Here is a 22,846-nt window from a genome sequence, read left to right as displayed (position 1 = left end):
CCCACTTAGCGCTTCAGGCTCACGAAAGCAGCGCGGCCGGCGTAACGGGCTTTCGAGCCCAGCGCCTCTTCGATGCGCAGCAGCTGGTTGTACTTGGCGACGCGATCGGAACGGCAGAGCGAGCCGGTCTTGATCTGCGTCGCCGTCGTCGCGACCGCGATGTCGGCGATCGTCGTGTCCTCGGTTTCGCCCGAGCGATGCGAGACGATCGAGGCATAGCGGTTGGCGTCGGCCATCGCGATCGCGTCGAGGGTTTCGCTCAGCGTGCCGATCTGGTTGACCTTGATCAGGATCGCGTTGGCGACGCCCTGGTCGATGCCTTCGCGGAAGATCTTCGGGTTGGTGACGAACAGGTCGTCGCCGACCAGTTGCACCTTGTCGCCGAGCTTGGCGGTCAGCAGTTTCCAGCCAGCCCAATCGTCCTCGGACATGCCGTCTTCGATCGTGACGATCGGATACTTCGCGCACCAGCCGGCCAGGAAGTCGGCGAACTGCTCCGAACTCAGACGCTTGCCCTCGCCCGTCAGGTTGTACTTGCCGTTCTCGTGGAACTCGGTGCTGGCCACGTCCAGGCCCAGCAGGATGTCGTCGCCGGCCTTGTAACCGGCCTTGCCGATCGCTTCCAGGATCGTTTCGAGAGCCTCTTCGTTCGAGCGAAGATCCGGCGCGAAACCGCCCTCGTCGCCGACCGCCGTGCTCAGGCCGCGGCCCTTGAGCACGGATTTCAGCGCATGGAATATCTCGGCGCCGGCGCGCAGGGCTTCGGCGAAATTCGCCGCGCCGACCGGCAGTACCATGAACTCCTGCATGTCGACATTGTTGTCGGCGTGCGCACCGCCGTTGATGATGTTCATCATCGGCACGGGCAACACGGCCTCGCGACCGGCAGCCAGATGCGCCCAGAGCGGCATGCCCTTCGCGCTGGCGACGGCGTGGGCATTGGCCAGCGACACGCCGAGCAGGGCGTTGGCGCCGAGGCGGCCCTTGTTGTCGGTGCCGTCGAGATTGATCAGGCGAGCATCCAGGCCCTTCTGGTCGGCCGCATCGAAACCCTTCAACGCATCGGCAATCGTCGTATTGACGTTGGCCACGGCCTTTTTCACGCCCTTGCCCAGATAGCGCGTCTTGTCGCCGTCGCGCAGCTCCACCGCTTCCTTCGAACCGGTGGATGCGCCGGAAGGAACGGCGGCGCGGCCGACATGGCCGCTGCTCAGCGTGACTTCGGCTTCAAGGGTGGGATTGCCGCGGCTGTCGAGGATTTCGCGGGCGTGGATGTGGCGGATCGCAGTCATTTTCCTTCCTTGCCAAGCAGCTTCTTGAGTTGCGGCGACGCGGCGCACTTGCCGCGCGTCGCGAACGACAGGTAATAGTTCAGCGTCACCCGGCGCTTGAGCGCGCGCATGTCGGCCTCGGCGTTCTGCCCCGTCGGGCGGGCGCCGCTGGCCATCAATACCGCGGCCGCCACCACCTGCTCGGTGAAAGCGGCGCCGGCCGGCACGCCGGCCTTCCATTCGGCATCGGTGAACAGGCCCTTGGCGTCGGCGAGCAATTCCTTGCCGCGCCCGGCGACGACGACTTCGTACATGGCGGCGTCCAGCGACATGTCGGCGCCCATGGCCGGACGCACGCAGGCATTGAGCTTGAGATCCTCGTGGATCATTTCGGATGTGCGGATCACATTGCGCTGCGCCGGCGTCGCCTTGCCGGCGGCCACCGCCTCGTAAGCGGCTCGCAGATTCGCATCGGTGCCCGCGGCCGCGAAGGTCTCGACGACCGTCTTCTGGTAGTCGGTCAGCTCGGCGTGGCCCACGGCGGGGAAGACGAGCGCCAGCAAGAGGAGATGACTGGGTTTCATGGCGTTTGCCTCAAGTGGTTGAAAGAGTTCGACGCGCCGAGCACGGCCAATGCCAGGGCTTCGATCATGGGAGCGGCTGTCCGATCACACAGGGCTTCATGAGCGCGGATGCTGCTCATCGACGCTTCTCCGAGGCTTTCGCATCAAGCTCCGCCGCGGCTCGGCGAACGTCCTGGAGATAGGGCGAATCTGCCCCGGCCTCACTGGGGAACCCCGCCAGCACATCTCTTCCGGTTCTGGGGTCGCGGTGGACCCAGAGAAGAACATCGCTACCCACTTCCGGAGGCGGAGGGCCGCAACTGTTCGACGACACATAGATGGTTCGCGGCTCCTGGGGTTTTCCCTTGATCGGCTCCACCATCCGAAAGCCAACGACAAGCATCGGGCCGAAAGGCTCCTTGTCGGCATCGTTTACCGCACGGAACCTGGAAACGTATTCGATGTGCGCGATGAAGATCGCGTCCGCCACCGTCACTCTTTCGGCTGTCGTTGGTTCGCTGACCTTTTGCCCCGGCATGACGACCACCGAACAGGCGATGGAGACCGACGGGGCGACCGATAGAATGCAGAGCAAAGCGTGAACCAGGCGGTTCAAACCTGCGCCTCCAGGAAGCCATTGCGCTTGGTGATCTGATCGAGCGCCACCAGCGTCTCCAGCAGCGCCGCCATCTTCGGCAGCGGCCAGGCGTTGGGCCCGTCGGACAGCGCCTTGTCGGGGTCCGGATGCGTTTCCATGAAGATGCCGGCGATGCCGACCGCCATCGCCGCGCGCGACAGCACGGGAACGAACTCGCGCTGGCCGCCGGATTTGCCATCGGCGCCGCCGGGCAGCTGCACCGAATGCGTGGCGTCGAATACGACCGGGCAGCCGGTATCGCGCATCACGCTCAGCGAACGCATGTCGGAGACGAGATTGTTGTAGCCGAAGCTGGCGCCGCGCTCGCAGACCATGATCTGCTCGTTGCCGGTGGCTTTCGCTTTCGCCGCGACGTGCTTCATTTCCCAGGGCGACAGGAACTGCCCCTTCTTGATGTTGACCGGGCGGCCGGCCGACGCGACCTTCTGGATGAAATCAGTCTGCCGGCACAGGAAGGCCGGCGTCTGCAGCACGTCCACGACCGACGCGACCTCGTCCATCGGCGTGTATTCGTGCACGTCGGTCAGCACCGGCACGCCGAGCTGGCGCTTCACCTCGGCCAGCACCTTCAGCCCTTCTTCCAGACCCGGGCCACGGAAGCTCGTACCCGAGGTCCGATTGGCCTTGTCGAAACTCGACTTGAAGATGAAGGGAATGCCGAGCTTGCCGGTGATTTCCTTCAGCTGTCCCGCGGTGTCGATCTGCAACTGCATCGATTCGATCACGCAGGGGCCGGCGATCAGGAAGAACGGGCGGTCGAGGCCGACCTCGAAGTCGCAGAGTTTCACGCGCTGACTTCCTTCAACAGGCGGCCTCCGGCCTTGCGCTCGCGCGCGGCGCGGATGAAGCCGATGAACAAGGGATGGCCGTCGCGCGGCGTGGACAGGAACTCCGGATGCGCCTGGCAGGCGACGAACCAGGGATGGTTCGGCAATTCGATCATTTCCACCAGCAGGTCGTCCATGGACTTCGCCGAAATGACCAGTCCGGCATCTTCGATCTGCGTGCGATAGCGATTATTGAACTCGTAGCGATGACGATGACGCTCGGCGACGACGTCCTTGCCGTAGATCTCGCGGGCGCGCGTACCCGGCTTGATGCGGGCTTCCTGCAATCCCAGGCGCATCGTGCCTCCGAGATCGGAGGCTTCGTTGCGGCGCTCGACGTCGCCGGCGGCCGTGCGCCATTCGGTGATCAGGGCGATGACGGGATGCTCGCACTGGCGATCGTTCTCGGTGGTATTGGCGCCAGACAATCCGGCCAGGTGCCGCGCGACATCGACCACGGCGGCCTGCATGCCGTAGCAGATGCCGAAATACGGGATGCCCTTCTCGCGTGCATAACGCGCCGTCATCACCTTGCCTTCGAAACCGCGATCGCCGAAACCGCCCGGCACGAGGATCGCGTCCACGTCCGACAGCACGGCGGCGGCGCCTTCGGCTTCGACCTGGGCGGATTCCAGCCACTTGAGCCGCACCTTCGTGCGCTGGCGCAGGCCGCCGTGACGCAGCGCCTCCGACAGGGACTTGTAGGCGTCCTGGTGGTCGATGTACTTGCCGACGACGGCGACGCTGACTTCGTCCACCGGGTGTTCGCAGGCATCCACGACCGCTTTCCATTCGGAAAGATCGGCCGGCTTGGCCTGCGTTTCCAGGCGCAAGCGATCGACCACGATCTGGTCGAGCTCCTGCGCATGCAGCCATAGCGGCAACTTGTAGATGTTGTCGACGTCGACGCAGCTGATGACGGCCTTCTCGTGCACGTTGGTGAACAGCGCGATCTTGCGACGCTCGCCATCCGGCAACGGCTTCTCGCTGCGGCAGAGCAGGATGTCGGGCTGGATGCCGATCGAACGCAGCTCCTTCACCGAGTGCTGCGTCGGCTTGGTCTTCAGCTCGCCGGCGGCGGCGATGTAGGGCACCAGGGTCAGATGCATGAAGATCGCCTGGTCCGGGCCGCGTTCGGTGCGGATCTGACGGATCGCTTCCAGGAAAGGCAGGGATTCGATGTCGCCGACGGTACCGCCGATCTCGACCAGGCCGACGTCGAAACCTTCGGTCGCCGCGTCGATGCAACGCTTGATCTCGTCGGTGACGTGCGGGATCACTTGCACGGTGCCGCCGAGATAGTCGCCGCGACGCTCGCGCCGGATCACTTCCTCGTAGATGCGACCGGTCGTGATCGAGTTCTTGCGGGTCAGGCGAGTGCGGACGAAACGCTCGTAGTGGCCGAGGTCGAGGTCGGTTTCGGCGCCGTCGTCGGTGACATAGACCTCGCCGTGCTGGAACGGCGACATGGTGCCCGGATCCACGTTGATATAGGGATCGAGCTTCATCATGGTGATCTTGAGGCCGCGGGCCTCCAGGATGGCCGCGAGCGACGCGGCGGCGATGCCCTTGCCTAGCGAGGACACCACGCCGCCGGTGACGAAGATGAGACGCGTCATGGGAAAACCTGGCGCTGGAAAGCCCCATTTTACAGGCTGGGGCCCCGGGACGCGAATCGGCGGCCCGGCGCCCGTCTTTCCTCACGCCCGGGGCGCGAAGAAGTCCTTCTCGGCGACGGCCGGGTTCTCCATCTGGACGTCGTGGTCCACATAGTCCGGGTGCAGGAACTGCGCCTCCAGGCACAGAGAAAGGCCATGCGAACCGCCTATCCTCACCGAGGGATACAGGCTATCGAACATGGCGTCGAAAACCACCTCCCCCGCCAGGTTCCGTTCGATCGGCTCGTTCGCCTGCAGATAGAGCAGCTGCTGCTCGTACAGGACGATGCCGCGGGCATCGGAAGTGAAATCCTTGATGACGGTGCGCGTCTTCTTACCGTCCTTTTCCTGGTCCTTGTACTGCCCGTGCTCGCGGTTGTAGGCGACGATGCGCACGACGGCGCGCTCGATCGGTACGCGCGCCGCGCCCGAGACGATCTCCGCGGCGGAGCAACGCGAACCGCGCGCCAGTGAAAGGTGGGGCGGCAGGCGCGCGGCGAAGCTCATGTACTTCTTCAGCTGGTGCCGGATCGCCGCCCACAGCATGGCGCCCAGCACGCCGCTGCCCGCGAGGGCCTTGAACAGCGGGCTTTCCGATTCGCCGTCGGAATCGCTATGGTCGTAGAACCATGTGCGGGATTCGGGCACGAACTGGTCGCGCGCGCCGACGATCGCGTTCACCGCCAGCACCGGGCCGCCCACGAGCAGCAGGCAAAGGACCACGAGGCGTGCCTTGGCCGGTATGGCCCGCAGGTTCGCGATGAAATTGAACCGGTCCTTGGGCGAATGGACTTCCTTGTGCGGCAGCGGCGGCATCGCGCGCGCCGGCAGGCGGCCGTAGGACGACAGGTCGTGCTCGATCTCGGTATCGAAGAAGAAACCATCGTCGACTTCCAGCTCGATCTTGAGCTCCAGGTCCAGCGCTTCGCCGCGATACGCGAAGACCTCCTCCAGCGTTCGTCCCAGGGATATCCGGCTGCCGCCGGTCGCCAGCACAAGCTGGTGCGTGGACAGGCGGCGCTCCTTGTGCACCGGGTCGCTGCGCTTGACCCGTGCACGCTGGACCAGCCGCAGCTCGGCCTGCCGCCCGACCACCTCCGGGTCTATCGGCAGCACGATCGCCACGATACCGTCGTGGTCGCGCTCGGTGCGTATGCGGATCCTTTCCGACATGCCAAATCTCCCCGGGGCTGGGATAATGCCGCCCTTCCGGCGATTGTGCCGCTGCCAGGTCCCGTTGCGCACCCATGAGTTCCCGCTACAACGCCGCGGACATCGAAGTCCTCTCCGGCCTGGACCCGGTCAAGCGCCGGCCGGGCATGTACACCGACACCAGCCGCCCGAACCACCTGGCGCAGGAAGTGGTGGACAACGCCATCGACGAGGCCCTGGCCGGACATGCCAGGACCGTGGAAGTCACGCTATACGCGGACGGCAGCTGCGAGGTCGCCGACGACGGTCGCGGCATGCCGGTGGACGTGCACCCGGAAGAGAAAATACCGGGCGTCGAACTGATCCTGACCCGCCTGCACGCCGGCGGCAAGTTCAACAACAAGAACTACACCTTCTCCGGCGGTCTGCACGGCGTCGGCGTCAGCGTTGTCAACGCGCTTTCCAAGCGCGTCGAAGTATTCATCAAGCGCGATGGCAGCGAGTACCGGATGGAATTCCGCGATGGCTTCCGTTCCTCGCCGCTGGACATCATCGGCAGCGTCGGAAAGCGCAACACCGGCACGCGCGTGCGCTTCTGGCCCGATGCGAAGTATTTCGATTCGGCGAAGTTCGCCGTGCGTGCCCTGCGCCACCTGCTGCGCGCCAAGGCCGTGCTCTGCCCCGGGCTGACCGTCCGCCTGAACGACGAGGCAAGCGGCGAGAAGAACGAGTGGTATTACGAGAACGGATTGCGCGACTACCTGCGCGGCGAACTGCAGGGCCGCGAATCGCTGCCGGCCGAGCTTTTCCTCGGCAATCTGTCCAAGGACACCGAGATCGTCGACTGGGCCGTGGCCTGGTTGCCGGAAGGCGAGCTGGTGCAGGAAAGCTACGTCAACCTGATTCCCACCGCGCAGGGCGGCACCCATGTGAACGGCTTGCGCTCCGGCCTGACCGATGCGCTGCGCGAGTTCTGCGACTTCCGCAACCTGCTGCCGCGTGGCGTCAAACTGGCGCCGGAAGACGTCTGGGATCGCGTGAGCTATGTGCTGTCGCTGAAGATGACCGACCCGCAATTCAGCGGCCAGACCAAGGAAAGGCTCAGTTCGCGCCAGGCCGCCGCCTTCATCGAAGGCGCCGCGCACGATGCCTTCTCGTTGTGGCTGAACCAGCACGTCGAGGTCGGCACGCAGATCGCCCAACTGGCGATCGAACGCGCCGCCGCGCGCCTGAAGACCGAGAAGCAGATCGTCCGCAAGAAGATCACGCAGGGGCCCGCCCTGCCCGGCAAACTGGCCGACTGCACCGCGCAGGATCTGTCCCGCACCGAGATCTTCCTGGTCGAAGGCGATTCCGCCGGCGGCAGCGCGAAACAGGCCCGCGACAAGGATTTCCAGGCCATCCTGCCCTTGCGCGGCAAGATCCTGAACACCTGGGAAGTCGAAAGCTCGGCCGTGCTGGCTTCGCAGGAAGTGCACGACCTGGCCGTGGCGATCGGCTGCGATCCGGGCACCGAGAACATCGACGGGCTGCGCTACGGCAAGGTCGTCATCCTGGCCGACGCCGATTCCGACGGCCTGCATATCGCGACGCTGTTGTCGGCGTTGTTCCTTCGCCATTTCCCGGCGCTGGTGCGCGCCGGGCACATTTTCGTGGCGATGCCGCCGCTGTTCCGCGTCGACGTGGGCAAGCAAGTGTTCTACGCGCTGGACGAGGAAGAGAAGCGCATCCTGCTCGAACGCATCGAGAAGGAAAAAATCCGTGGCCAGGTGTCGGTGACGCGCTTCAAGGGCCTGGGCGAAATGAATCCCTCGCAGCTTCGCGAATCGACCATCCACCCCGATACGCGCCGCCTCGTTCAGCTGACCATCGACGACCCGGTGCAGACACGCGGACTGATGGACATGCTGCTGTCGAAAAAACGTGCGCCAGACCGCAAATCCTGGCTGGAAACCAAGGGCGACCTGGCGTCGCTGGAAGTATAATCGCAGGCCCATCGCAAGGATAATTCATGAGACTTACCCGCTTCGCCGCGACTATGGCGTTCATCCTGGCCAGCTCGGCCGCATCGGCCGCGGATAGTCTGATTCCGGCGGAGCGCTTCGCGCGCGAGCCTGAGTACCGCAGCGCCAAGATCTCGCCGGACGGCGGCTATGTGGCAGTCATTTCGCCCTTCGAGAAGTTCGACGCCGTCCACATCATCAAGCTCAATGGCAACTATGAGCGCTCGGTCATCAAGTTCGACCCGCGCGAGGAAGAGATCGTCGCGAACATCTGGTGGACCGGCGACAGGCGTCTCGTCGCTGCGAAGGCGAAGTTCTACGGGATGTTCAACGCCCCCGGCCTGACCGGCGCCATCTACGCTGCCGATGCCGACGGGGAGAATCAGAAGCAGTTGTTCGGCTATGTGACGGACAACTCCAACTTCCGTTCGCTGCTCAAGGATCGCGCGACCAGCATGTTCATGCAGAACGTGCCTGCCCAACCCGGACATGCATTGTTCCGCTACTACCCCTGGGAGCGATCTAATTCCGATTTTTCCTCGTCGGTGTACCGGGTGGACACGGTCGGCGGTAAACGCAGCCTGGTGGAAACGATCGAAGGCGGCTACCCGGTGGCGGACCAAGCCGGAACGGTGCGTTTCCGGGTCGATCAGACCATTACCGATCAGCCTAATGTCTGGGTAAGGCGCGAGGCGACCGGCGGGGCATGGACGCGTGTTCCCGAAACCATCACGCGCCGCTGGATCACGCCGCTACGGTTCGAAGCCGACAACAACCATCTGTATGCGCTGATCAGCGACGCGGGTGAACCTGAGGCGCTGTACCGCGTCGATCTCGCCGCCGGTACGCGCCAGCGCCTGGCCGGCAACGAGCGCTATGCAGTGACCGACGTCTTGTGGGGCGGCTACGACGAGAGGCCGATTGCCGTTCTCTATGAAGCCGGGCGTCCGAAGATCGATTATGTCGATACGTCCTCGCCGTGGGCGCAACTGCATTCGGGCCTGATGAAGCTTTTCCCCGGACAGCTGGTGGACTTCAGGGGACACAGCAAGGACGAGAAAAAGACGCTGTTCTTCGTCCATGGCGACCGTCACCCCGGCGCCTACTACCTGTTCGACCACGAAACCAAGAAGCCGGCCATGCTGTTCGAAACCAAGGAATGGATCGAACCGGCGAAGATGGCCCCGACGCGCCCCTTCGAGTTCGTTTCCTCTTCGGGTGAAACCCTCGCGGGCTTCTTTACTGCGCCAGCCGGAAAATCGGGCCCGCTACCGACGGTCGTGATGCCGCACGGCGGTCCGTTCGGTCCCTACGACAGCTGGGGCTACGATGCCGACGTGCAATTCCTGGCCAGTCGCGGCTACGCCGTGCTGCAGGTCAACTTCCGCGGCTCGGGTGGGCGTGGCGAACGCTTCCAGAACTCCACTTACAAGCAGTGGGGCACCGGGATCCAGGACGACATTACCGATGCCGTCAAGTGGGCCGTCGCGCAGAACCTGGCCGATCCCAAGCGCCTTTGCATCTTCGGTGCCAGCTTTGGCGGTTACTCGGCCCTGATGAATCCCATCCGCAATCCGGGCATGTACCGTTGCGCCGTAGGATACGTCGGCGTCTACGACCTCGCCGAAATGCACAAATCGGGCGATATCGACGACAACAAGCAAGGTCGCAGCTACCTCGACCGCGCGGTCGGCGACGATCCGGCGCAGCTCGCGGCCCAATCGCCTGCCGCGCAGGCCGCGAAGCTCGACCTGCCCATTCTGCTGGTCCACGGCCGTAGCGATCGTCGCGCGCCGATGTCGCAGTTCAACGCGATGGAGGCGGCCTTGAAGAAGGCCAACAAGCCCTTCGAGAGCGTGGTGAAGTCCGACGAAGGCCACGGTTTCTACGATACGTCCAATCGCGTGGAGTTCTACCAGCGACTGGAAGCCTTCCTGCAAAAGCACAATCCGGCGAACTGATCCGCCGCGCAAGGAAAAACCCCGCTCCGGCGGGGTTTTTCTTGCCTCAATCGCCCAAGGCAGCGAGCAACAGGCTTCGGATCATTGCTTGTGTGGGAGCGGCCCGGGATTCGTCGTAAACGGCCGCATCCTCGTCCATGTAATTGCATTGCGCCAGTTCGAGCTGGATGGCTTCGATGCCTTCGGCGGGCCTGCCGTAGTGGCGCGTGATATGGCCACCCTTGAAGCGCCCGTTCGCGACCCAGCTATAGGCCGATTGCGCCGCGAGACATGCTTCGAGGCGTCGCTGCGTCGCGACATGGCAGCTGGTTCCGGCGGCGGTGCCAAGATTGAAGTCCGGCAAGCGCCCGTCGAACAGGAAAGGCACGACCGAACGGATGGAGTGTCCTTCCCAGAGCACGACCCGGCCGTGGCTTGCACGCAGACGGTCGAGTTCCGAGCGCAGGGCATCGTGGTACGGACGCCAGTAGCGTTCGACCCGCGCGAGTACTTCCTTCCCGTCGGGTTCCGCCCCCGGCAAGTACACCGGCCCACCGCTGAAACGAACGATCGGACACAGGCCGGTCGTGTTCTGCCCCGGATAGAGCGAGACATCGTCCGGCGGACGATTCAGATCGACCACGTAGCGCGAATAACGCGGCACCAGGACCGATGCGCCGAGTTCGCGGGCGAAATCGTAGAGGCGGCTGACGAACCAGTCGGTGTCCGGGACGCGTTTCGCTTCTTCGGTGAAACGCGATGCGATGTCCGCCGGCACCTCGGTGCCGTCGTGCGGCAGGCTGATCAGCAGCGGCGCTTGGCCGCGATGCAGGGTGCAGATGTCCATCGGCGCAGTTTACGCCGATGCGAATCGCTGCGGCCGGTAGGGGCGCGCATCGATCGCCGTTTCCGCACCGGTCATCAACGCCGCCAGCAGGCGGCCGGTGCCGGCGCTCATGCTCATGCCCATCATGCCGTGGCCGGTGGCGAGCCAAAGATTGCCGTAAGCCGAGGTCTTGCCGATCAGTGGCAGGTCGTCCCAGGTCATCGGCCGCCAGCCGTACCATTCCGCGCGGCGCTCGGAGCCCGTCGGCTCGTGCAGGTATTCGCGGGCGGCGCGTTCGAGCGCGTCGAGACGCGTTCGATTCAGGTGGTTGTCGTAACCGGAAAATTCCATCGTGCTGCCGAGCCGGAAGCCGCTATCCCAGGCCGTGACGCAGACGCTGCGTTCGCGCAGCACCATCGGCATGCGCGGCGCCGATGTCGGACGGGAATAGGTAATCGAGTAGCCCTTGCCCGGCTGGATGGGCAGGCGCAGACCCAAGTCCCTGAGCATGGCAGGCGACCAGGGGCCGAACGCGGCGACGACCTCGCGTGCGCGCAACTTGCCCTGCGGCGTGCGCACGGCATCGATGCGTCCTTTCGCCGTGTCGAAACCGCTGACGGCGATGCCTTCCTCGATCACCGCGCCGCGCGCGCGCAGCGAATGCGCCAGTTCGCGCGTGAACGCGTCCGGTCGGAACTGGGCATCGCCAGGGAATTCGATGGCACCGGCCATTCCGGGCAGCAAGGCAGGTTCGGCGCCGGCCAGCGTCGCGCTGTCCAGGGTGCGAGTGGCGATACCCAGCTCATGCAGTTTCGGCAACTCCGCCAGCGCGTTCTCCAGGGCGTCGGGACTACGGAAAACGTAGCGCAGGCCGCTGGCGGAAAATTCGCAGGCCAGCGACAGTTGCACGACCAGGCTTTCGATCTCGTGCCGTGAATGTTCCAGCAGGGCGAACTTCGCGATGGCCGAATCGCGCCAATCGCGGGCATTGCAGCGCGCCGCGAAACGCAACAACCACAAGGCCAGCGCGGGATCGAATCGCGGCCGGATGTACAAGGGCGCATCCGGCTGCCGCATCCATCGCAGGGCCTTGCCGATGACGCCGGGCGCGGCCAGCGGCGGCGCGTGGCTCGGCGTGATCGTGCCGCAATTGCCGAACGAAGTGGCCGAACCGACCACGCCGCGTTCTAGGATGCGGACCGAGCGACCCGCGTCGAGCAGATAATGCGCGCAGGCAAGCCCGATGACGCCGCCGCCGAGGATCAGGACATCGTCGACGGCGGTGGAAGCGCTGGGCATGCGCGCATTGTAAGCGGCGCGCGCTGCGGACGCTCAGGACAGGAACTTCAGGCGGGCGTCTTGCGCATCGCCGGCAGGCGCCAGTAGGTGATCGACCGCCACAGCCATTCCATCGGCCCGTAGTTGAACCGCGCCAGCCACCAGCGGCTCAGCAACAACTGCGCGCCATAGATGCCGAACACCAGCAGGACCTGTCCCGCACGCCCCACCTGGCCCCACAATCCGAGGCCATAGTGGTAGAAGATCAGGGTGCAGACGACGGACTGCGTCAGGTAGTTCGTCAGCGCCATGCGACCGGCCGGCGCCAGCCAGCGCTGAAGCCAGGGGCCGAAGGCGCCATGCAAGGCCACGACCAAGGTCGCGCCATAGGCCAGCGCCAATACCAGGCCCGCACCGAGATAGCCGGCCAATTGTGTCGCCTGCGGAAACGCCATGTTGTCCATGGGGAAACCGGTGCCCAGCCATGTGCTCAACGCCATCATGGCGAAGCCGATCGGCAACATCAGGTTTCGGAATCGGCGCAGCGCCGGAAGGTGCTCGGCCGAACGCGATAGGACGCCGCTCCGAATGATCGCCGCACCGGTCAGGAACACGCCCAGCAGGAAGAACATGAAACCGCCTGTCTCCCCCACTTGCTTGGCCGTGTCCGCGGCGCGCTGGGTCGTCGCTTCGGCATAGCTCCCGCTCGAATAGGCATACGTCGCCTGCTCCCTCATCTTTTCGTGTTCGGCGAGCATGACGACGCGCTTCGCGGCATCCTCCGGGCTGGGTTTATGTCCCGTCAGCGATGTCATTGCACCGATGGCGAGCAGCATGACCAAGGGGAACGCGTAGAGGATCGATCCAATCCAGGCGAGCGTGCGCGCTTTCATCGGCGTGGGTGCGCGGCCGACCAACGCATAGAAGCCATGGCGCAAGCCACGCAGCACCAGCAACGTGAACGCACCGATGGCGTAGGTGATGAGGATATCGCCTGCCCAGATCAAGATCGCATGCACCAGGCCGATCAGCAGCAGGCCGGTGGTACGACGAAGGTATGCCGGCACGAACGGTCGGCCGGCCGCAGCCGCGCGATCGATCATCACCGCGAAGCCCATGCCGAACAGCAGCGAAAACAGCGTCCAGAACTTGCTCTGCACGAAGAAAAAGACGAAGGCATCGGCCCAATAGTCCAGACCAAGCATGGTCGGATCGATGCCGGGATCGCTGATGGCCTGCATGGGCTTGCTGAAGAACTCCATGTTCATCAGGAAGATGCCCAAAAGGGCGAAACCGCGCAGCACGTCCAGCGCGTCGATGCGCTCGCTGCCGGCAACCGGTCCCAGGACTTGTGTTTCGCTCATGTCTTTCCCCTAGCCGGCTCTCGCCCGGCACTCCCGCAGTGTACGCAGCCGGAAAGCGAAACGGATGCCGAGGCATCCGTTTCGTTCGAAACTCAGGCCGTCCGCCGCAGGGGCGGCAACTGCCAGTAGGTGATGGCTCGCCAGACCCACTCCAGCGGGCCGTACCGGAACTTCGACAGCCACCACATGCTGAAGAGCAGTTGCACGGCGAAAACCGCGAAGACGAACACGATCTGCCAGGCGCGCGACACCTCGCCCCATTGGCCCAGGCCGTAGCCCGAGAAATACCACATGCCGATGGCGCAGGCGCCGATGTAGTTCGTCAGCGCCATCTGGCCGGCGTAGCGCAGCGGCGACAGGAGCTTCTGCCCCAGATCGGTGTAGATCAGGCAGATCAGCACGGCGACGTAGCCGATGCTCAAAGGCATCATGCCCCACTGGAACAAGGTCTGGGCGACGCGCGGCGAGTTCTGCGTCCAGTCCACGTTGAGGAAACTCGAATGCAGGCTGACGGCCGTCAGGGTCATCGCCAGGCCGATCGGCAAGGCGGTGAAGCTCAGCTTGCGGAACAACGGCAGGTTCTCGCGGATGTTGCCGATCACGCCCGAGCGCACGAACCAGAAACCGATCAGGAACATGGGCAGGGCGAGGAAACCGAGGCCGCCGGCGAAGATCGCGTCTTCCTGGTACCTCTTGGCGCGGTGAACCACCGACTCCCAGTAGCTTCCCTTCGTGTAGAGGCGGATTTCCTCGGCCGTCTCCTTCGCTCGCTCGGCCTTGCGCTCGGCCTGGCGCTTCTCGTTCTCGGCCTTCTGCTTGGCCTCTTCGGCTTTCTTCTCGGCCTCGGCTTTCGCCTTCGCCGGATCGGCCGGGGTCGCAGCCGCGGACTGCTCTTGCGGCGGCGCGAAGTGCTGTTTCGCGCTCTGGATGCCGAGGCCCACGAGTCCGAGGAAGAAAGGCAACGAATACAGCAGTACGCCCCACTTCCAGTAACGCGCGATCGCGTCCTTGTTGAGCTTGTTCATCAGCAGCGCGATGACGACCAGCACGACGACAACGCCGCCAGCGATCGGTCCGGCCTTCATCGGACCGCCGGTCTGCTCGGGGAATGCGACGGCCAGGCCGACGATGCCCGCCACCAGCGCGAGGAGAATGCCGAGCAGCAGCTTCCAGCGCGGTGCGATGTAGCGATAGAACGGGTCGCGGAACACCAGCAGGCCCGACACCATGGTCAAAGAGCCGTACATGAAGAACGGTTCCGACCAGTCCTGCTTGCCCATGGCCATCACCACGGTTCCCGTGATGAAGCAGGAAAGCAATATTCCGAACGCCGTCTTCCAGCTATTGGTCGATATCAGCAGCAGGAAGATCGCGGTGACCGCGTAGTTGTGCAGGATGTCGCCGGTCCAGACGAAGACGAAATGCGCGGAACCGAACAGGAACAGGCCGATGATGCGACGGATGTAAGGCGCGACGAAGCTGCGCTCGGTCGTTTCGGCGCGGCCCAGCATCACCGCGAAGCCCATGCCGAACAGCAGCGAGAACATCGTCCAGAACTTGCCCTGCACGAAGGTGTAGATGAACCAGCTGGCGACATAGTCCATGCCGGTGAGGCTGGCGTTGACACCGGTGCCGAGTTCGGTGATCGGTCGGCTGAACCATTCGACGTTCATCAGGAAAATGCCGATCAGCGCGAAACCGCGCACGATGTCGAGCGCGTGGATGCGTTCGGCCGCCTGGACCGGCAGCAATTCGCCGGTTATCGCCGTTGCCTGACTGTCGGACATTGCGCGCACCCCTTCCCTGTTGGCCCCTGAATTCAGACGCAAGTTTATCCCGGCATCGGCCGCCGGCATGTGTCATTCGTCGGGTAGACCAGCGGCCTAGGCCAGGGCGATGGGCGCGCCTCAGTTCCCGACCAGGCCCAGCAAGCGGGCGCGGTCTACCGCGTGCTTGCGGTTGCCGGCCGAGAGCTTGGTGAAAAGATTCTTCAGATGCCACTTCACCGTCTCGTCGCTGATCTCGAGCGCACGGGCGATCAGCTTGTTCGACATGCCCTCGTCGAGCAGCGCCAGCACCTCGGCTTCCTTCGGCGTCAGGGGGCCGCAACGCAAGTTGCTGGGCCGTACCGGCGGGGACAGCTCGGCTTCCCTCGCCCCGGATTGCGCCGACGCAGCGGGAACAGCATGGCGCGACTGCAGGTCGCCAGCCATCGCCACGGCTTCGGGACAGGCATCGGCCAACAGGCGGGACGTACCGCCGATGGAAGCGAGGCTTTCGGCTTCGGCCAGGAGGGCTTGCGCCTGCTTCGCATCGCGCCTCTGCGCCAGAACCGCGCGAAACACCTTGATCGTCAGAGCGTCGCGCTGGCGATTGAGCGAACGCGCCAGTTCGTCCGCCAGGCCGACCTGCTGTTCGGCGACATCGAAATCCCGCTTGGCGATGGCCGCTCGCGTACGGGCGATCGCCAGCGCCAGGCGGTATTGCGGCAGATACGCGCGGAATTCCTCGAGATCGAAACGCGCCTGCAACGCATCCAGTTCCTGCAGGAGCCGCTCGACCGTCTCGTGACGGGAATGCTGCGCGTGCAACCGGATCTGCTCGACCAGCCCATGCAGGGCCAATCGCGGCAGCCGGCGCCGTTCGGCCAGGTCGCCGAGCCCATGCAGCAACTGCAGCGCACGACGCTCGTCGCCCTGCCCGGCCGCGACCCTCGCCAGGGTCAGGTAGGCCAACAGGATGGTGTCCGGGAATCCGGTGCGTTCGATGACGTCGAGACGATCGGCCAGCAGGGCCGACGCGGCGACGGGCTGGTCGCGCTCCCACAGGCAGGCGGCGAGCACGGCCGCGTGCAGGCAAGCCACTTCGCTACGCCGGCCCGATGCTTTTTCCGCCTGGGCCAGCGCCGGGCGCAGCACGGCCTCGGCCTGGAACGCGTTGCCGTCCCAGAGATGGCTCAGTCCGAGCAACATCGTTCGGAAGGCCAGCGCCAGCCGGGCGGTGCTCTTGTCGGCGGCGCCCTCAGACAGGGCGAGGATGCGACGAACGGCATCGGTCTGGCCGGCATGCAGGCGCAGGTTCGCCATGCTGTTGCGATAGGTGAGCTCCCTGACCGGCTCGGTGATGTCGGCCGGGAACTCCGGCCAGCGCAGGAACAGGTCGGGCACCAGACCGAGCTTGTCGGAATACCCCGTGGCGCTCGATGCGACCAGGGCCGCGACGAACTGCGTCTGCGTATCCACCACAGGATCCTGCAGGACGTCCCTGGCGATGCGGAACGCCTCGGCATTGCGTTCACCGAGCGCCATGGCCCAGGCCGCGATCAGACGGAGATTGACGTCCGCGGCGATCACCTCGTCGGGAATGCGCTCCAGCCAGGCCTGCGCTTCCGCCACCTTGCCCTGGCTGCGCAGGATCCACAGCGACTTGGCGGCATACGCCTGCGCCTGCGCTTCGTCGCCGGCGGCGAGCGCATGCGAAGCGGCTTCGGGAAACTGTCCCCGGTCGGCGAACCAGCGGCAGGCACGACCATGCAGTTCGCACCGCTCGGGAACATCGAGCTGTTCGAAACGACTCAACAGGAAGTCGCGCACCAACGGATGCAACCGGTACCAATCCTGGTGCTCGGCGACGATCAGGATCGGCGTGTCGAGCAGCAACTGGTCGAGGAACGCGGCGGCATCGGCTTCGGCGGCAACGGCTTCGCACATCGGCGCGCTCATCCGGTCGAGGATGGCGATGCGCGTCAGGAAAGCCGCCACGCGTTCGGACAGTCGCGAGAACAGCGATTCGATGAAGTAGCGCTCGATGCCGCTATGCCTGCCGGAGAGGGAGGCGATCGCCGAGGAAAGATCCGACTCCGGTTCGATCGCCGCGACGGCCAGCTGCAAACCGATCGGCCAGCCTTCGGTCGCTTCGTGCAGCCGCATGCATTCGTCCAGGCTCAGGCGCGAACCGAAACGCTTTTCCAGGATCGCGATGGACTCTTCCGGTTGCAGACGCAAGTCGGCGGCCTTGAACACCGCCATATTGCCCTTCGCGGCGAGTTCGCCTGTCTGGAACGGCAGCGGTTGGCGCGAACCCATCATCACATGCAGGTTGGGGGGCGCGTTGTAGAGCAGGTAAACCAGCGAATGCAGGCTGGTCGCCTCCGGCAGTCGCTCGATATCGTCGATGATCAGCACCGTTTGCTTGCCCAGGCTGGCGATGTCGCCGAGCAGGCCGGTGAGCGCTTCGATGCTGAAGGGGTCGAACAAGGCCCCTGGCGGACCGCCCTCCTCTCCCGGCATCCGCCCGCTGGCCACGCGCACCGAATGCAACAAGGCGCGGTTGAAACGCGAAGGATCGTCCTGCCGGTCGACCGTCAGCCAGGCCACGAGCGCGCCCTGCGCAAGCCAGCGACGGCGCCATTGCGCCAACAAGGTGGTCTTGCCGAAACCGGCCGGCGCAATGACGGCGATCGCGGTGCGCTCGCGCACGATGTCCCAGATCTTGCTGAAGCGCTCCCGTTCGACCGCCGTACGAGGCAGCCTGGGTGGCGTCGTCTTCAGGATGAATTCGGGTTCGGACATCGATCGGCGATCCGGCATTTGCTGCGATGCAATGCAAGGCATCGCAGCGGCGCGGCAAAGCTTATCCGAACGCGGCGCCATCCACGCTCGCCAATGTGTGAAACCTGTCCCGTGTCGCGCACGACCTGCGATGAAAACCTGACCAATGCAATCGCCCCCCCGGCTTGGGGGGCGTGTTGCCAGCGACAGAAGGCGCGAAATCGCAGCCCTCGGCGTCGGCATCCACGGCCGACGACCGCTGTCGCAAAAAAACAAAGGACCAGTAACAGATGATCGTCGACCCCACGCAAACCACCGCTTCAAACCGCCATCGCAGGTCCGGACCGAAGCAACGCGCGACAACGCGCGCGATACGCGCCGCGCTGGTGCTTTCGGGTGCCCTGCTCGCTTCCGGCGGCAATGCCGTCTGGGCGGGAACCTGCGCGGTCAGCGGCGTGGACAGCATCGCCTGCAACGGCATCTTCGATACCCCGGCGCCCGATGCGCCCCTGGTATTCGCCATCGACGACCTGACCGTGGTGGTCGGCGAACTCGACGTCACCAGCATTTTCTCCGATGGCGTCGACGGCATCCAGATGACCGGAGCGACCGGTTCCGGAACGCTGGTCAACTACGGTGCGATAGCCGCCTATGGCGGTGGCGATGCCAATGCCGTCGACATGACCGCCTACGACGATGTGCTCGTAGAAAATGCCGGCAGTTTGCTGGCATACGTGGACGCGGCATCGGGTAGCGCCTACGACGTAACGGCCGTGAACCTGTATTCGGTCGCTGGCGACATCGATGTCGTCAACCAGGCCGGCGCAACCATAAGCGCCAATGCCAGCCTGGGCGACGCGACCGCCATCCACGCCGTCGCAGCGGACGGCTCGGTCATCGTCGCCAATGCCGGCGATATCAGCGCCAGCACGTATGGCGCGCACGCCACCGGCATCTATGCCGATGCCAACGGCGGCGGCTACTTCCCCGATTACTCGATCGTCGAAGTCGTCAACGAAGGCAACATCGAAGCCGATGTCCAGGCCTATTTTGGCCGCGCTTACTCCGTCGGCGTGCTTGCCTACGGATACAACGTCAATATCGCGAACGACGGCAGCATCGATGCCTATGCCGGCATCGAACACGGCAACAGCGTGGCGATCGGCGTCCAGGCCATCGGCGAGCAGTTCTCGACCGTGGTCAACGGCGAATACGGCGACATCGACGTCACCGCGGTCAGCGGCGGCGGCATTTATTACGGCCCCGACGCAGCGGCGCTCGGGGTCTTCACCGCCGGAACTTCGGCGATGACCACGAACCTGGGCGACATCTCCGCCAGCGCGACGGCCTACAGCCAGGCGGCCGTGGTGTCGGCCTGGGGCGTTCGCACCTACGGCCTCATCGGTTTCGCCACCACGGTGAACTACGGCGACATCGAGGCCACGAGCATCTCGCACTCCACCGCCGAATATGGTTCGTACGCGTTCGCCTACGGTGCCGAGACCAGCACCTTCTACCTCTACTACACGGCCACCGCCGTGAACGAGGGCAATATCTCGGCCACGGCCCAGGTCTATCGCGGCGCCGCGATCTCCTATGGCCTGCAGACGCAGGCGCGCTACGCCGCCAACTACAACGGCGAGGACGGCGTGATCTCCGCCGTCTCCATCGTCGAATACACGGGCCGCGCCAATGCCACCGGCACGTCTACGTACGGCATGTACTACTCGCACGACGTCAACGCCGGCACGATCAGCGCCTACGCCCTGAGCCATGGCAGCGCCGACACCGGGAATTTCACCTACGGTGCCGCCAATGCGACCGGCGCGAGTCAGGAATCGCCGCTGTTCGGCGGCGTCGTCATGGTCAACTCCGGCGACATCCACGCGACGGCCATCACCGAGGAAGCATTGGGCTTCTTCCACGGCGGCGCGGGCGCCACCGGGGTTTATCAGTACGGCAAGTACTACGCCGGGCTGGAGAATTCCGGCGACATCACTGCCTACGCCAGCAGCGAGCTCGGCATCGTCGCTTCGTACGGCGTCTGGTCGCGCAGCAAGTACGGCTCGACCACCTATGTCGGCAATGCCGAAGGCGCCAGCATCGTCGCGGCCTCGGTGGTTGGCAGCGCCGCCGGCGACACGTATGCCGGGCGCGCCGTTTCCCACGGCATCAACATGTTCGGCGGCAGCCAGGCCCTGGTCTACAACGACGGGGTCATCAGCGCCAGCGCTTTCGTCGACCCCAACGATCGCGACTACACCTACCACGCCGCCATCGCGACGGCCTATGGCGTCGAGCAGACGAGCAGCTACGGCGCAGCGATTCACAACAACGGCACGATCCAGGCTTACGCCGGCGCCGACTTCGGTTATGCCTCGGCTTATGGCTCCTACCTGGTCGGCCGCTACTACGGCATCACCTACAACCACGGGGACATCCTGGCGATCGCCGATGCCGATCATGGCGACGCCTTCGCCGTCGCCGCGTCCGCGATCGCGCCGGGCCAGAAGTTCTATGAAGGCTGCGGCCAGTACGGCTGCTATTACTCCTACGCCGGCGGATTGGCGGGAATGCAGAACTACGGCGAGCTGACGGCGGTTGCCAGCGCCGACGACGGCATCGCCAGGGCTTATGGTTCGGTCGTCGTCGGGCGCCTGGGCGCTGTCGGCCATAACGAGGGCGACATCGTCGCCATCGCCGAAGCCGTCGGTGGCTCGGCCGAAGCGGTCGGCAGCCTCGGCAACAGCTTCTTCGGACCGGTGGAACTGTCGAACGCCGGCAATATCACCGCAAGCGCCGAAGGCGATTCGGCCCTGGCCACCGGCCTGCTGGCGATCGGTTCTTACGGCAACCAAGGCTCCGCCTACCTCGCCGCTTCCGTCGACAACTCGGGCGACATCATCGCGATCGCGGAAGGCGACTACGCGATGGCCATCGGCGTTTCCATTACGGGGCGATACGACGACGGCACCTACCTGATCAATGGCGAAGACGCACGCATCGTCGCAGCGGCCTATGGCGCGGATGCACACGCCGTTGCCGTGCTGATGGCGTCTGGCGGCTATCACGAACTGGTCAACTACGGAACGATCGCCGCGACCGGCGAAGGCGAACGCATCGCCATCGATTCCAGCGCGAGCGCGGCGACGTCCATCAGCAACCACGGCATCGTCACCGGTTCGATCCTGGCCGGCGGCGGCGACGACGAGATCCTGAACTGGACGGGTGGCGTCATCAACCTGACGAACGCGTCGATCGACCTGGGCACGTTCTCGGCCAACGGCAACTCGTTCTACAACTACGGCCTGATCAACGTGTCCGGCGACAACCTGATCGACATGGGCGGTCCGCAGGCGGCGATCCCGTCGCTGAACCCGCTGCCGTTCTACAACTACGGCACGATCGACTTCCAGGACGGCGCGCCGAACGACACGCTGACGATCATCGGCGACTTCGCCGGCGAGGGTGAGATCAATGTCGACGTGAGCATCATCAACGAGCTCAGCGACATGCTCTACATCGACGGCAGCGTGGTCACGGGCACCGTGCAGACGGTGAACGTGGACCTGGGCGGCCCGCTGGTGCCGGTGCAGCAGTTCACCGAGATCCCGGTGGTGGAAGTGACGGGCGTGTCGGTCGACAGCAACTTCGTGCTGGGCGACATCGACTACGATCCGGACAACAGCTTCCTGAACCTGGACTTCGGCCTGTTCGCGCACATCAACGCGGCCAACACCTCGCCGGACGTGCACTACCTGGGCATTGAGGTCACCGGTCTGAACGACCCGGGCACGATCGCGGCGGCGGTCGCCGGCGGCGCCCAGGCGATGATGAACACCCAGATCGGCACCTGGCGCCAGCGCGAGGGCGTGATCAGCTCGACCGAGAAGTCCTCGGTCACGCTGTGGGCCCGCGTGTTCCGCGACAAGGGCGAGATCAACCCGGGCCACGATGCCTTCAACTTCGGCAACGGCGGCAACTTCAACTACGACCAGAAGATCTCGGGTGCGGAGGTCGGCGTGGACTTCGGCGTGACCGACGAGTTCCGCCTGGGCCTGCTGCTGGCCAAGACCGATGGCGACCTCGACCTGACCAGCCCGGGCGCGGGCCATGCCAGCATGGATGGCGACACCTGGGGCGTGTACGGCACCTGGATCTCGCCGACCGGCTTCTATGTCGACGCGTCCTACCGCTGGATGGATTTCGACGCCACGATGCACTCGAGCCTGGGTGAGCGTGAGGTCGACGGCAGCGCCGAAGCCTTCAACATCGAGATGGGCTATGCCTTCACGATGGCGAACGGCCTGAAGGTCGAGCCGCAGTTCCAGTACACCCGCGTGAACGTCGACGAGATCGATACGGTCGCGGCGCCGGGCGCGGTGATGAGCCTGCACGGTGGCGATTCCTCGCGGGCTCGCTTGGGTGTGGCGCTGCGCAAGTCCTTCACCTCGGGCAACACGGTGTGGACCCCGCACGCGACCCTGAGCGCGGTGCGTGAGTTCGATGGCGAGAACTTCTACGACATCAACGGCGACTTCTTCGGTTCGACGAACACCGAGGGCACCAGCGCACTGCTCGAGCTCGGCGTCAATGCCGACATCGGCGGCAACCTGGCCATCTTCGGCGGCCTGAACTGGCAGGACGGCGGCGCCATCAACAACAGCTTCGGTGGCCAGCTCGGCATCCGCTACACCTTCGGCAAGGCCGGGCGCTGAGCGCTCCGCACCGACATCAACAAGCATCCAGAGGAATA

Annotated in this window: 14 protein-coding genes; 3 read left to right on the top strand and 11 right to left on the bottom strand. The window is 64.9% G+C overall.

The genetic code is table 11. From position 1 onward, the window contains the following. Nucleotides 1-5 precede the first annotated feature (5 nt). The 6 genes from eno to QM707_RS12135 all read right to left on the bottom strand — a co-directional run bounded on the left by eno (nt 6) and on the right by QM707_RS12135 (nt 6,150). On the bottom strand, nt 6-1,292 hold the full coding sequence (eno, locus tag QM707_RS12160) for a phosphopyruvate hydratase (protein WP_415002135.1): 1,287 nt from the start codon (nt 1,290-1,292) through the stop codon (nt 6-8). After that, nucleotides 1,289-1,855 carry a hypothetical protein gene (locus tag QM707_RS12155; protein ID WP_415002134.1) on the bottom strand — a complete coding sequence of 189 codons (567 nt, stop codon included), beginning with the start codon at nt 1,853-1,855 and terminating at the stop codon, nt 1,289-1,291. The genes eno and QM707_RS12155 overlap by 4 nt, the downstream gene beginning before the upstream one ends. Nucleotides 1,856-1,970: 115 nt before the next feature. Continuing rightward, the gene (locus tag QM707_RS12150) at nt 1,971-2,450 is read right to left on the bottom strand and encodes a hypothetical protein (RefSeq protein WP_415002133.1); all 480 of its coding nucleotides are present in this window, start codon (nt 2,448-2,450) and stop codon (nt 1,971-1,973) included. After that, complete coding sequence (gene kdsA / locus QM707_RS12145; RefSeq protein WP_415002132.1) at nt 2,447-3,280, bottom strand: 3-deoxy-8-phosphooctulonate synthase; 834 nt, start codon at nt 3,278-3,280, stop codon at nt 2,447-2,449. Before kdsA ends, QM707_RS12150 begins: the two co-directional genes overlap by 4 nt. Then, nucleotides 3,277-4,938: a CTP synthase gene (locus QM707_RS12140; protein ID WP_415002131.1), complete on the bottom strand. Its 1,662-nt coding sequence runs from the start codon at nt 4,936-4,938 to the stop codon at nt 3,277-3,279. The genes kdsA and QM707_RS12140 overlap by 4 nt, the downstream gene beginning before the upstream one ends. Before the next feature lie 81 nt (nt 4,939-5,019). Continuing rightward, nucleotides 5,020-6,150 carry a hypothetical protein gene (locus QM707_RS12135; RefSeq protein ID WP_415002130.1) on the bottom strand — a complete coding sequence of 377 codons (1,131 nt, stop codon included), beginning with the start codon at nt 6,148-6,150 and terminating at the stop codon, nt 5,020-5,022. 74 nt (nt 6,151-6,224) lie between these two features. Here QM707_RS12135 and parE point away from each other — a divergent pair, with 74 nt between their 5' ends. Together parE and QM707_RS12125 are read left to right on the top strand one after the other, a co-directional pair. Beyond that, on the top strand, nt 6,225-8,114 hold the full coding sequence (gene parE, locus QM707_RS12130) for a DNA topoisomerase IV subunit B (RefSeq protein WP_415002129.1): 1,890 nt from the start codon (nt 6,225-6,227) through the stop codon (nt 8,112-8,114). Nucleotides 8,115-8,140: 26 nt separating this feature from the next. Next, a complete protein-coding gene (locus QM707_RS12125; RefSeq protein ID WP_415002128.1) occupies nt 8,141-10,093 on the top strand; it encodes an alpha/beta hydrolase family protein in 1,953 nt (650 codons plus the stop codon). A gap of 46 nt (nt 10,094-10,139) precedes the next feature. Here QM707_RS12125 and hutG read toward each other — a convergent pair whose 3' ends face one another. From hutG to QM707_RS12100, 5 genes are all read right to left on the bottom strand, one after another. Further along, on the bottom strand, nt 10,140-10,919 hold the full coding sequence (hutG, locus tag QM707_RS12120; protein WP_415002127.1) for an N-formylglutamate deformylase: 780 nt from the start codon (nt 10,917-10,919) through the stop codon (nt 10,140-10,142). 9 nt (nt 10,920-10,928) lie between these two features. After that, nucleotides 10,929-12,197, bottom strand: a complete 1,269-nt coding sequence (locus QM707_RS12115) for an FAD-dependent oxidoreductase (protein WP_415002126.1) — start codon at nt 12,195-12,197, stop codon at nt 10,929-10,931. A gap of 47 nt (nt 12,198-12,244) precedes the next feature. Further along, nucleotides 12,245-13,540: a DUF418 domain-containing protein gene (locus tag QM707_RS12110; protein WP_415002125.1), complete on the bottom strand. Its 1,296-nt coding sequence runs from the start codon at nt 13,538-13,540 to the stop codon at nt 12,245-12,247. A gap of 92 nt (nt 13,541-13,632) precedes the next feature. Further along, nucleotides 13,633-15,327: a DUF418 domain-containing protein gene (locus tag QM707_RS12105; RefSeq protein WP_415002124.1), complete on the bottom strand. Its 1,695-nt coding sequence runs from the start codon at nt 15,325-15,327 to the stop codon at nt 13,633-13,635. A gap of 120 nt (nt 15,328-15,447) precedes the next feature. Continuing rightward, on the bottom strand, nt 15,448-18,111 hold the full coding sequence (locus tag QM707_RS12100; RefSeq protein WP_415002123.1) for a LuxR C-terminal-related transcriptional regulator: 2,664 nt from the start codon (nt 18,109-18,111) through the stop codon (nt 15,448-15,450). A 269-nt stretch (nt 18,112-18,380) separates the two neighbouring features. Between QM707_RS12100 and QM707_RS12095 the strand changes: the two genes are divergently transcribed. Then, complete coding sequence (locus QM707_RS12095; RefSeq protein WP_415002122.1) at nt 18,381-22,808, top strand: autotransporter outer membrane beta-barrel domain-containing protein; 4,428 nt, start codon at nt 18,381-18,383, stop codon at nt 22,806-22,808. Nucleotides 22,809-22,846: the final 38 nt, after the last annotated feature.

This window comes from Arenimonas sp., from assembly GCF_047602345.1.
In the GTDB taxonomy this organism is placed as follows: domain Bacteria; phylum Pseudomonadota; class Gammaproteobacteria; order Xanthomonadales; family Xanthomonadaceae; genus Arenimonas.
The sequence above is the reverse complement of the archived record's forward strand: the minus strand, read 5'-3'. Positions and strand labels throughout refer to the sequence as shown.

Bases quoted from the DNA above. Each gene is read 5' to 3' on its own strand.
- parE (WP_415002129.1), top strand. From the start codon at position 6,225: ATGAGTTCCCGCTACAACGCCGCGGACATCGAAGTCCTCTCCGGCCTG.
- QM707_RS12105 (WP_415002124.1), bottom strand. From the start codon at position 15,327: ATGTCCGACAGTCAGGCAACGGCGATAACCGGCGAATTGCTGCCGGTC.
- QM707_RS12135 (WP_415002130.1), bottom strand. From the start codon at position 6,150: ATGTCGGAAAGGATCCGCATACGCACCGAGCGCGACCACGACGGTATC.
- eno (WP_415002135.1), bottom strand. From the start codon at position 1,292: ATGACTGCGATCCGCCACATCCACGCCCGCGAAATCCTCGACAGCCGC.
- hutG (WP_415002127.1), bottom strand. From the start codon at position 10,919: ATGGACATCTGCACCCTGCATCGCGGCCAAGCGCCGCTGCTGATCAGC.
- QM707_RS12100 (WP_415002123.1), bottom strand. From the start codon at position 18,111: ATGTCCGAACCCGAATTCATCCTGAAGACGACGCCACCCAGGCTGCCT.
- QM707_RS12125 (WP_415002128.1), top strand. From the start codon at position 8,141: ATGAGACTTACCCGCTTCGCCGCGACTATGGCGTTCATCCTGGCCAGC.
- QM707_RS12115 (WP_415002126.1), bottom strand. From the start codon at position 12,197: ATGCCCAGCGCTTCCACCGCCGTCGACGATGTCCTGATCCTCGGCGGC.
- QM707_RS12155 (WP_415002134.1), bottom strand. From the start codon at position 1,855: ATGAAACCCAGTCATCTCCTCTTGCTGGCGCTCGTCTTCCCCGCCGTG.
- QM707_RS12110 (WP_415002125.1), bottom strand. From the start codon at position 13,540: ATGAGCGAAACACAAGTCCTGGGACCGGTTGCCGGCAGCGAGCGCATC.
- QM707_RS12095 (WP_415002122.1), top strand. From the start codon at position 18,381: ATGATCGTCGACCCCACGCAAACCACCGCTTCAAACCGCCATCGCAGG.
- QM707_RS12140 (WP_415002131.1), bottom strand. From the start codon at position 4,938: ATGACGCGTCTCATCTTCGTCACCGGCGGCGTGGTGTCCTCGCTAGGC.